The 10,170-nt window shown below is 75.6% G+C and carries 4 protein-coding genes and 2 pseudogenes; 5 read left to right on the top strand and 1 reads right to left on the bottom strand.

Annotated elements, in window-relative coordinates; genetic code table 11:
• Together RKE29_RS23750 and RKE29_RS23745 are read left to right on the top strand one after the other, a co-directional pair.
• Positions 1–3,271: SDR family NAD(P)-dependent oxidoreductase (locus RKE29_RS23750; protein WP_312007626.1), on the top strand; the 3,271-nt coding region annotated here is incomplete at its 5' end.
• Positions 3,272–3,405: 134 nt separating this feature from the next.
• Positions 3,406–4,218 (top strand): SDR family oxidoreductase, encoded by an 813-nt coding sequence (locus RKE29_RS23745; protein ID WP_312007625.1) that lies wholly within the window; start codon positions 3,406–3,408, stop codon positions 4,216–4,218.
• Positions 4,219–4,299: 81 nt separating this feature from the next.
• On the opposite strand, the pseudogene RKE29_RS23740 reads toward RKE29_RS23745, so the two are convergent.
• A pseudogene (locus RKE29_RS23740) lies at positions 4,300–5,136 on the bottom strand (SDR family NAD(P)-dependent oxidoreductase); the annotation flags it as partial.
• 216 nt (positions 5,137–5,352) lie between these two features.
• Here RKE29_RS23740 and RKE29_RS23735 point away from each other — a divergent pair.
• The 3 genes and pseudogenes from RKE29_RS23735 to RKE29_RS23725 all read left to right on the top strand — a co-directional run.
• Positions 5,353–5,652: a beta-ketoacyl synthase N-terminal-like domain-containing protein gene (locus RKE29_RS23735; RefSeq protein WP_312007624.1), complete on the top strand. Its 300-nt coding sequence runs from the start codon at positions 5,353–5,355 to the stop codon at positions 5,650–5,652.
• A pseudogene (locus RKE29_RS23730) lies at positions 5,646–9,421 on the top strand (beta-ketoacyl synthase N-terminal-like domain-containing protein); the annotation flags it as partial. The gene RKE29_RS23735 and the pseudogene RKE29_RS23730, both read left to right, overlap by 7 nt.
• 38 nt (positions 9,422–9,459) lie before the next feature.
• Positions 9,460–10,170: KR domain-containing protein (locus RKE29_RS23725; RefSeq protein WP_312007627.1), on the top strand; the 711-nt coding region annotated here is incomplete at its 3' end.

The following is a 10,170-nucleotide window of genomic DNA, read 5'->3' as shown; positions in this document are numbered from 1 at the left end:
ACGGGGGCTGGAGGCGCTGGCCGCCGGTAAACCCGCTCCCGAACTCGTCGACGGCCTGTCGGCGCCCGATCCCGATCCCGAGGGCGACCCGCTGGCGGTGCTGTTCACCGGCCAGGGCTCGCAGCGGGTCGGCATGGGCCAGGAGCTGAGCGCGGCCTTCCCCGCGTTCGCCGCCGCCTTCGACGCCGTGTGCGCCGAGTGCGTCGCGGCGGGCGGGCCGGACGTACGGAAGCTGTGGTCCACGGACGACGACTCGGCACACGAGGAGTGCGCGCGCACCGAGACCGCGCAGCCCGCGCTGTTCGCGCTGGAGGTGGCGCTGTACCGGCTGGTGGAGAGCTGCGGGATCACCCCCCGCTTCCTGCTCGGCCACTCGGTGGGCGAGCTGACGGCCGCACACGTGGCGGGCGTGCTGTCCCTGCCGGACGCCGCGCGCCTGGTCGTGGCGCGCGGCCGGCTCATGCAGGCGCTCCCCGCAGGCGGGGCGATGGTGGCGCTGGAGGCGTCGGAGGAGGAGGCCGGGCGGCTGCTGGCCGACAGCGGCGCCGACATCCGGGCCCGGGTGGGGCTGGCCGCGGTGAACGGCCCCCGCTCGGTGGTGCTCTCCGGAGACGAGGACGCGGTGCTCGACCTGGCGCGGCGCTGGGCCGAGCGCGGCCGCCGCACCCGGCGGCTGCGGGTGGGACACGCCTTCCACTCGCCTCGCATGGACCCGATGCTGGAGGACTTCCGCCGGGTCGCGCAGAGCGTGACGTACCACGCCCCGCGCATCCCGATCGTGTCGAACGTGACCGGTGCGCCGCTGACCGCCGAGGAGGTCGGCACCCCGGACTACTGGGTGCGGCACGCCCGGGAGGCGGTGCGGTTCGGCGACGGCATGGTGTGGCTGCGGGCCCAGGGCGTGCGCACGTTCCTGGAGCTCGGGCCGGACGGGACGCTGTGCGGCATGGGCGAGGAGGCCCTGGCCGCCGTCGAAGCCCACCGCGACGCGCCCGCCGACGCGCCGGCCGACTCCCCGGCCGACGCGCCCGGGGCGGCCGCCGGGCAGGCCGTACTCGTCCCGGCCCTGCGGTCCGACCGAGAGGAGCCGAGCAGCTTCGTCACCGCCCTCGCGCGGCTCTTCGTGTCCGGCGCCCCGGTCGACTGGTGCCGGGTCATGGGCTGGGAGACCGGCGTCCGCGGCAGGCTGCGGCTGCCGACGTACGCCTTCGAGCGGGAGCGGTACTGGCTGGAGGCGGGCGGGACCGGCACGGCCGGCCGGTCCGGGCCGGGCGGCGGCGAGGCGCTGCTGTGGGAGGCGGTGGAGCGCGGTGACGTGGCCCGCGTCGGCGCGCTGCTCGGGGTCGGCGAGGCGGACTCGCTGGGCACGGTGGTGCCCGCGCTGGGCGCCTGGTGGCAGGGGTGCCGCGACCGCGGCGTCGTGGACCGGTGGCGCTACCAGGAGGCGTGGCGGCCGGTCGGCGCCGGTGGCACCGGCGTGCTGACCGGACGCTGGCTGGTGGTGGCCACCGAGGAGGCGGAGGCGGACGGCGTCGGGCAGGCCGTCATCGAGGGCGTGCGGCGGGCCGGGACGCGGGTGGACGCCGTGTCCGTACCCGAGGGATGCGAGGACCGCGAGGCGCTGGCGCACCGGCTGCGCGCCGCGCTGGGGCCCGAACCCGAGCTGAGCGGCGTGCTGCTCCTGCCCGGCGGCCCGGCGGCCGGAACCCTGCTGCTGGTGCTGGCCCAGGCCCTGGACGACCTGGGCGCGGGCGGCAGGCTGTGGTGTGCGACCAGCGGCGCGCAGGCGGTCGCCGCCGGGGACGAGGTGCGGTCGCCCGCCCTGGGCCACGTGTGGGGCCTGGGCCGGGTGATGGCGATCGAGACGCCCGAGGCGTGGGGCGGCCTGGTCGACGTCCCGGAGCGTCTGGACACGCGAGCGGTACGGGGCCTGGTGCGCGTCCTCGGAGGAGCCGAACGGGAGTGCGCGGTCCGCGCGTCGGGCGTGTTCGCGCGCCGGCTGGTCCGGGCACCCCTGGGAGCGGCCCCGGCCGGCCGGGACTGGCGGCCGCACGGCACCGTTGTGGTCACCGGCGGCACGGGCGGCGTGGGTGGGCACGTGGCCCGGTGGCTCGCGGGCCGCGGCCCGGTCCACCTGCTGCTGCTCAGCCGCCGCGGCGCGGACACCGACGGCGTCGAGGAGCTGACCAGGGAACTGTCCGCGTCGGGCGCCCGGGTGACCGTGGCGGCCTGTGACGTCGCCGACCGCGCGGCGCTCGCCGAGGTCCTGGCCGGCGTGCCGGAGGACGCGCCGCTCACGGCCGTGGTGCACGCGGCGGGCGCGCTGTACGACGGGGTGCTGGCGACCCTGCCGCCCGAGCGGCTGGCCGCGGCCCGGCAGGCCAAGGCGGTCGGGGCGTGGAACCTGCACGAGCTGACGCGCGACGCCGGCCTCTCGGCCTTCGTGGTGTTCTCCTCGCTGGCGGGCACGGTCGGCTCCGCGGGCCAGGGCGGCTACGCCGCGGCGAACGCCGAAGTGGACGCCCTGGTCCGGCACCGGCGTGCCCTCGGGCTGCCCGGCCTGTCGGTGGCGTGGGGCGCCTGGTCCGGCGGCGGCATGGCGGACACCGCCGACGACACGGGCCGGCTGCGCCGCCACGGCATGGCGGCCATGGACCCGCGGCCGGCGCTGGAGGCGCTGGCGCAGGCCCTGGACCACGACGAGACGTGCGTGGCCATCGCGGATATCGACTGGCGGACCTTCGTCGGCAACGCCGCCCGGCTCGACCCCGTGCTCGGCGGCGTACCCGAGGCGAGCGCGGCGTGGGAGGCGGCGGGCGGCGCGGCCGAGGGCGTCGGCTCGGTGCGCGGCAGGCTGGCCGGGCTGGCCGCCGACGAGCAGCGGCGGGCGCTGGTGGACCTGGTACGCGACCACGCCGCCACCGTGCTGGGCCACGGCACAGCGGCCGCGGTGCCGCCCGAGCGGGCCTTCCGCNCGGCCTGGCCCGCCTCGGCGGCCGCGCTCCTGGCGGCCGCGGCCGCGCCGTCGGCGCTGTCGGCGGCCTCGGCCAGGACCGCCGCCGCCACGGCCACGGCGCTGCCCTCGGCCGCTCCGACGGCCGCCTTGACCACCTCCTCGGCGGCCGCGCGGGTGGCGGAGGCGATGGCCGCCGCCCGCCTCGCGGCACTCAGCGCACGCCGCGCGGGCACGTCCCGGTCCTGCTCCGCCGCTTCCGGATTGCCACTCATCATGCGCAACTCTTTTCCTGGTGAGTCCTGTGAATCCTGGTGAGTCCTGGTGGAGTCGATGGGCGCGCGCACGGTACCCGAGGCCGCTCGGATCTCGGTCGAGCCGTCGGTACGACCGGTTTTCCGGGGTCTTCAGGGGGTTCCAACGTCGCGTGACGCGCTGCGAGGGTCGGCACCATGACGCCTGAACAGGAGAAGACCGCACTCGTGACGGGGGGGTCACGGGGTATCGGCAGAGCCATCGCCCGGCGGCTGGCAGCGGACGGCATGCTGGTGGCCGTGCACTACGCACAGCGCAAGGAGACCGCCGAGGAGACGGTCGAGTCGATCTCGCGCGCCGGCGGGCGGGCCTTTCCCGTCAGGGCTGACTTCGCCACCGACAGCGGTCTCGACGAGCTGTTCGCCGGGCTCGAATCCGGCCTCGACGGCCGCCCGCTGAACGTGCTGGTGAACAGCGCCGCCGTCTACGCCACCCCGGACGACCCGGCCACCCCGCAGCGGGACGGCTTCGTGCCCGGATTCTCGGGAGTCACTCCGGCGGAGTTCGACCGGATCTTCGCAGTCAACGTGCGGGCCCCGTTCTTCGTCACCCAGCGGGCCCTGTCGCTCATGGCCGAAGGGGGCCGCATCGTCTACGTCTCCTCCGCCGTGACCCGCATCGCCTGGCCCCTCTTCCCGTACGCCATGAGCAAGGGGGCCCTGGAGATGCTGGGGCCCAGGCTGGCCAACGAACTCGGGTCCCGGGGCATCACCGTGAACTCGGTGGCGCCCGGCATCACCGACGACACCGAGACCAACAGCTGGCTGTACGAGGTCCCCGGCGCGGTGGACGGCGTGTCCGGCATGACCGCCCTGCGCCGCCTCGGCCGGCCGGACGACATCGCCGACGTCGTCGCCTTCCTCGCCTCGGACGCGGCCCGCTGGGTCACCGGGCAGCTCATCGACGCCTCCGGCGGCATGGCCCTCGCCCCCGTGCCGCCCGGCATGTAGCCGCCACGCACCAGGGCCGGGCACGCGTCCCGGGAACGGGCCGGAAGCCGCCGCGCCGCCACCGTCACGCCGCGGCCACCGTCACGACGGCGGGTCCAGCCGGGCCACCACGCGGCGCAGGCGCGGCGCGAACCGGCTCATCCACCGCACCAGACGGGCCTCCGGCGTCACCGCCACCACCGGCGTGTCGCGTACGACCGCGCGCAGCACCGCGTCGGCGACCTTCTCCGGCGGGTAGTGCCGCCGCCCGAACGTCTGGACGGCCTGCTCCCGCAGGCGGGCCTGCTCCTGCTCCGTCACCCCGGCGAAGTGCATGGCGGCGGTGAAGGACGTGGTGACGAAACCCGGACACACCGCGCTCACCCCCACCCCGAACTCCGCGAACTCCGCCCGCAGGCACTCGCTGAGCATCACCACCGCGGCCTTGCTCGTCGCGTACGCCGGTACCGCGCGCGTGGGCTGGAACGCCGCGGCCGACGCGATCGCCACGACATGCCCGCCCTGTCCGCGCTCCGCCATCTGCCGGCCGATCAGCCGGCAGCCGTGGATGACACCCCACAGATTGACGTTCAGCGTGCGCTGCCAGTCCGCCACCGAGGTATCGAGGAACCGGCCCGACATGCCCACCCCGGCGTTGTTGACCAGGATGTCCACCACCCCGTACGCCTGGGCGACCCGCTCGGCGAGCCGTTCCATGTCGGCCGCGTCCGAGACGTCCACCACCTCGGCCCACGCGTCGGCGGCTCCCAGGCGCTTGGCGAGGTCCGCGCTGGCCGAGGCGGTGAGCGCGTTCCGGTCCACGCAGACCACGCGCGCGCCCGCCGCAGCGAACGCGCCCGCCGTCGCCCGCCCGATCCCGCTGCCCGCGCCGGTGACCAGTACCAGCTTGCCGCCGAAATGTTTCGCGTGCCGTGAGGATTTCATGGCCGCCGCCTCTCGGGAAGGGTTGGGGACGTTATGGGGAAGCGCTAAGGAATTCTGCTCCTGATACCGGGAAGAGTTGCCGCCCGTCACCACGTTCTGGGGTCCCTAGGGGGTTCGAGAGGAGTCGACGGGTTCCTTATACTCACACGGCGTCCTGACCATCCTGGGGAAGCCGCCCATGTCTCAAGGAATGTCAAGGAGAAGCCGGGAATGACCACCGAGGAAAAGCTGCGCGACTATCTCAAGCGGGTGACGTCCGACCTCATCAACGTCCGCCGTCGCCTCGAAGAGGTCGAATCCGGCCGGCAGGAACCGATTGCCGTGGTCGGCATGGCGTGCCGGTTTCCCGGCGGGGTGCGGTCGCTCGCCGATTTCTGGGAGCTGCTGGAATCGGGCGGCGACGCCGTATCGGAATTCCCGACGGACCGGGGCTGGGACCTCGCGGGGCTGTACGACCCGGACCCGGACACGGGACGGCCGGGCACGTCGTACACCCGGCATNCTCGCTGACCGCCGTGGAACTGCGCAACAGGCTGAATGCCGCCACCGGCCTGCGGATGTCCGCCACCGCGGTCTTCGACCACCCCCGCCCCGCCGCGCTGGCCCACTACGCGTGGGAGCAGATGTTCGGCGCCGCCGCCGCGCCGCAGGCCGCCGGCCACCGGCCCGTGGCCGTGGACGAACCGATCGCGGTGGTGGGCATGGCCTGCCGGTTCCCCGGCGGAGTGCGGTCGGTGGCGGACTTCTGGGAGCTGCTGGAGTCCGGCGGAGACGCGATCGGCGGCCTGCCGGTGGACCGGGGCTGGGACCTGGACGCCCTCTACGACCCGGACCCGGACCGGCCCGGCACCACCTACACCCGGCACNGCTGCTGGAATCGGGCGGCGACGCCGTATCGGAATTCCCGACGGACCGGGGCTGGGACCTCGCGGGGCTGTACGACCCGGACCCGGACACGGGACGGCCGGGCACGTCGTACACCCGGCATGGGGGTTTTCTGTACGACGCGGCGGAGTTCGACGCGGGGTTCTTCGGGATCAGTCCGCGGGAGGCGCTGGCGATGGATCCGCAGCAGCGGTTGCTGTTGGAGACCTCGTGGGAGGCGTTGGAGAACGCGGGTCTCGATCCGGCGTCGCTGCGCGGCAGCCGCACCGGCGTCTTCGCCGGAATGGCCCACCAGGACTACGTCGACCTGCTGCGGCGCGGCGGACAGGACCTGGAGGGCTACGCGATGACGGGCGTCTCCGGGAGTGTGTTGTCGGGTCGGTTGTCGTACACGTTCGGGTTCGAGGGTCCTGCGGTGACGGTGGATACGGCGTGTTCGTCGTCGTTGGTGGCGTTGCATCTGGCGTGTCAGGCGTTGCGGTCGGGGGAGTGTTCGCTGGCGTTGGCGGGTGGGGTGACGGTGATGTCGACGCCGGGGGTGTTCGTGGAGTTCTCGCGGCAGCGGGGGCTCGCGGCGGACGGCCGGTGCAAGCCGTACGCGGCGGCGGCCGACGGCGTGGGCTGGTCCGAGGGCGTGGGTGTGGTGTTGGTGGAGCGGTTGTCGGATGCGCGGCGTCATNGTTGGCGGGTGGGGTGACGGTGATGTCGACGCCGGGGGTGTTCGTGGAGTTCTCGCGGCAGCGGGGGCTCGCGGCGGACGGCCGGTGCAAGCCATACGCGGCGGCGGCCGACGGCACCGGCATGGCCGAAGGCGTGGGTGTGGTGTTGGTGGAGCGGTTGTCGGATGCGCGGCGTCATGGGCATCGGGTGTTGGCGGTGGTGCGGGGTTCGGCGGTGAATCAGGATGGTGCGTCGAATGGGTTGACGGCGCCGAATGGTCCGTCGCAGCAGCGGGTGATCCGGCAGGCGTTGGCCAGCGCTGGTCTGTCTCCTTCGGATGTCGATGTGGTGGAGGGGCATGGCACTGGTACCACTCTGGGTGATCCGATTGAGGCGCAGGCGTTGCTGGCCACTTATGGCGGGGATCGGCCTGTGGGTCAGCCGGTGTGGTTGGGGTCGGTGAAGTCGAATATCGGGCATGCGCAGGCGGCGGCTGGGGTGGCGGGTGTGATCAAGATGGTGTTGGCGTTGGAGCGGGGGGTGTTGCCGCGGAGTTTGCATGTGGATGCGCCGTCGCCGCATGTGGATTGGTCGGGTGGTGGGGTGCGGTTGTTGGGTGAGGCGGTGGAGTGGCCGCGGGGTGGTCGGGTGCGGCGGGCTGGGGTGTCGTCGTTCGGGGTGAGTGGGACGAACGCGCATGTGGTGGTGGAGGAGGCCCCCGAGGACGACGAGGCGCCCGAGGTCGAGGCGCCCGAGGCCGGGGCGCCTGCTGACGGGGCGTCTGGTGCGGTGGTGCCCTGGGTGGTGTCGGCGCGGTCGGTGGGGGCGTTGCGGGGTCAGGCGGGCCGGCTGCGGGAGTTCGTGGTGGGAGACGCGGGGCTGGGCGTGGTGGGAGATGGACGGCTGGGCGGGGAGAGGGACGCGGGCCTGGACGTGGTGGGTGTGGCGCGGGCGTTGGTGGGGGAGCGGTCGGTGTTCGAGCGGCGTGCGGTGGTGGTGGCGCAGGACCGGGAGGGAGTGCTACGGGGGCTGGAGGCGCTGGCCGCCGGCACCCCTGCCCCCGAACTCGTCGACGGGCCGCCCCTGCCCGCCGCCGACGGCAGGATCGCCATGCTCTTCGGCGGACAGGGCACCCAGTGGGACGGCATGGCCGTGCGGCTCCTGGACCAGTCGCCCGCCTTCGCCGAGCAGATGGCGGTCTGCGCCGAAGCCCTCGCGCCGTACGTGGACTGGTCCCTGGAGGGCGTGCTGCGCGGCGAGCCGGGCGCGCCGCCGCTGGACCGGGTGGACGTCGTACAGCCCGTGCTGTTCGCCGTGATGGTGTCGCTGGCGGCGCTCTGGCGCTCGTACGGCGTACGGCCCGACGCGGTGGCGGGCCACTCCCAGGGCGAGATCGCCGCCGCCTGCGTCGCCGGAGCGCTGTCGCTGGAGGACGCCGCGCGGGTCACCGCGCTGCGCAGCCAGGCGCTCCTGGCGCTGGCCGGTCAGGGCGCCATGCTGTCGGTGGGCCTGCCGGCCGCGGAACTGGAGGAGTGCCTTGCCCCGTGGGGCGAGCAGCTGTCCGTGGCGGCCGTCAACGGCGCGCGCTCCGCCGTCGTCTCCGGCACCCCGGAGGCCGTGGACGCCCTGCTGGCGGAGCTGTCCGCGAAGGGCGTGCCCGCCCGGAACCTCAAGGTGGCCTGGGCCTCCCACTCCCCGCAGGTCGAGGCCATCCGGGAGCGCCTGCTCGACCTGCTCGCCCCGATCCGCCCGCGTACCGGGGACGTACCCCTGTACTCGACGGTCACCGGCGAGCGCATGGACGGCAGCGAACTGGACGCCGGGTACTGGTACCGCAATCTGCGCCAGATGGTGCGCTTCCAGGACGCCACGCGGGCGCTCGCCGAGGACGGCCACACGGTGTTCGTCGAGGCCGGCCCGCACCCCGCCGTCTCGGTGGGAGTGCAGGAGACCCTGGACGAGATGGGCGTGGACGCCCTGGTGCTGGGCACGCTGCGGCGCGGCGAAGGGGGCATGAGCCGCTTCCTGGCGTCCGTGGCCGCGTTCTTCGTCTCCGGCGGGCGGGTGGACTGGTCCGCCGCCGTGGGACCGGCCACCGGGAGCCGCGGGAGGCTGGCGCTGCCCACGTACGCCTTCGAACGCCAGCGGTACTGGGTGGAGCCCGCGGCCGGCGGGGCCGTGGGCGGCGCCCCGGGCCCGGGCGCCGGCGAGGAGCCGCTGTGGGAGGCGGTCCGGCGAGGCGACGTGGCGGAGGTGGGCGCGCTGCTGGGGGTCGGCGCCGGAGCGTCGCTGGACGCGCTGGTGCCGGCCCTGGAGGCGTGGCGGCAGGAGTGCCGCGACCGGGGGGCGCTCGACGGGTGGCGCTACCGGGAGGTGTGGCGGCCGATCGGCGCCCGCGGCGCCGGCGGGCTGCCGGGACGGTGGCTGGTGGTGGCCGCGCCGGGAGCGCCGCGCACGGTCGTCGAGGGGCTGGAGCGGGCCGGGGCACAGGTGGTCGGCGCGGAAGCGGCCGAGGAGGGCGACGCCTCGGACGCGCTGGCGCGGTGGCTGGCCTCGGACCGGCCGGAGCCCGGCGCGGAACCGGCCCTGGAGTCCGGCGCGGAACCGGCCTCGGGGCCCGGGCCGGACGTGGCCGGCGTGGTGCTGGTGGCCGGTGACGCGGGCGCCGCCGACCTGCTCCGCGACCTGGCACGGGCCGTGGGAGAGCACGCGGCGGGCGCCCGGCTGTGGTGTGTGACCAGCGGCGCGCAGTCGGTCGGCGGGGACGAGCCGGTGTCGGCGGGCCTCGGCCGGGTGTGGGGCGCGGGTCGGGCGCTGGGCCGCGCGGTCCCGGAGCTGTGGGGCGGCCTCGTCGACGTGCCGGGAACGCCGGGCCCCCGGCTCGCCGACGACCTGGCCGGCGTGCTGCGGGGCGACGAGCCCGAGTGCGCGGTGCGCACGTCGGGAGTGTTCGTACGCCGCCTGGCGCGGGCCCCGCTGGGCGGCGCGGCCGCGGACCGGCCCTGGCGGCCGGGCGGCACCGTGCTGCTCACCGGCGACCCGGCCGGGCCCGCCGGTCACACGGCGCGGTGGCTGGCCGAGCGCGCCGCCGACCACCTGCTGCTGGCCGGCCCCGGCGCGGCGGACTCCGAGGTCGTGGCCGACCTCGCCGCGGCGGGCGCGCGGATCACGGCGGCGGACTGCGACCCGGCCGACCGCGACGCCCTGGCTGCGGTGCTGGCCCGGGTCCCGGAGGAGTTCCCGCTGGGTGCCGTCGTGCACACGGTCACCGGCGAGGACGGCCTGGCGGCGGCCTGGCGGCTGCACGAGCTGACCCGCGGCGCGGACCTGTCGGCGTTCGTGGTGTTCACCTCGGCCGCGCCGCCGCTGGGCGCCGCGGGGGACGGCGCCGCCGCCGAGGCGACGGCCCTGGTGCGGCACCGGCGCGGGCTGGGCCTGCCGGGCGTCGCGGTGGCGTGCGGCCCCTGGTCCGGCGGCGGGTCG

Origin of the sequence: Streptomyces sp. B1866, assembly GCF_031932565.1 — a bacterium.
Lineage (GTDB): Bacteria > Actinomycetota > Actinomycetes > Streptomycetales > Streptomycetaceae > Streptomyces.
Note: the sequence above shows the minus strand (reverse complement) of the source record. Positions and strands in the feature narration are given on the sequence as shown.

What these genes read in the sequence shown, in the direction of transcription:
- RKE29_RS23745 (WP_312007625.1), top strand. Translation starts at nt 3,406, where the DNA reads ATGACGCCTGAACAGGAGAAGACCGCACTCGTGACGGGGGGGTCACGG.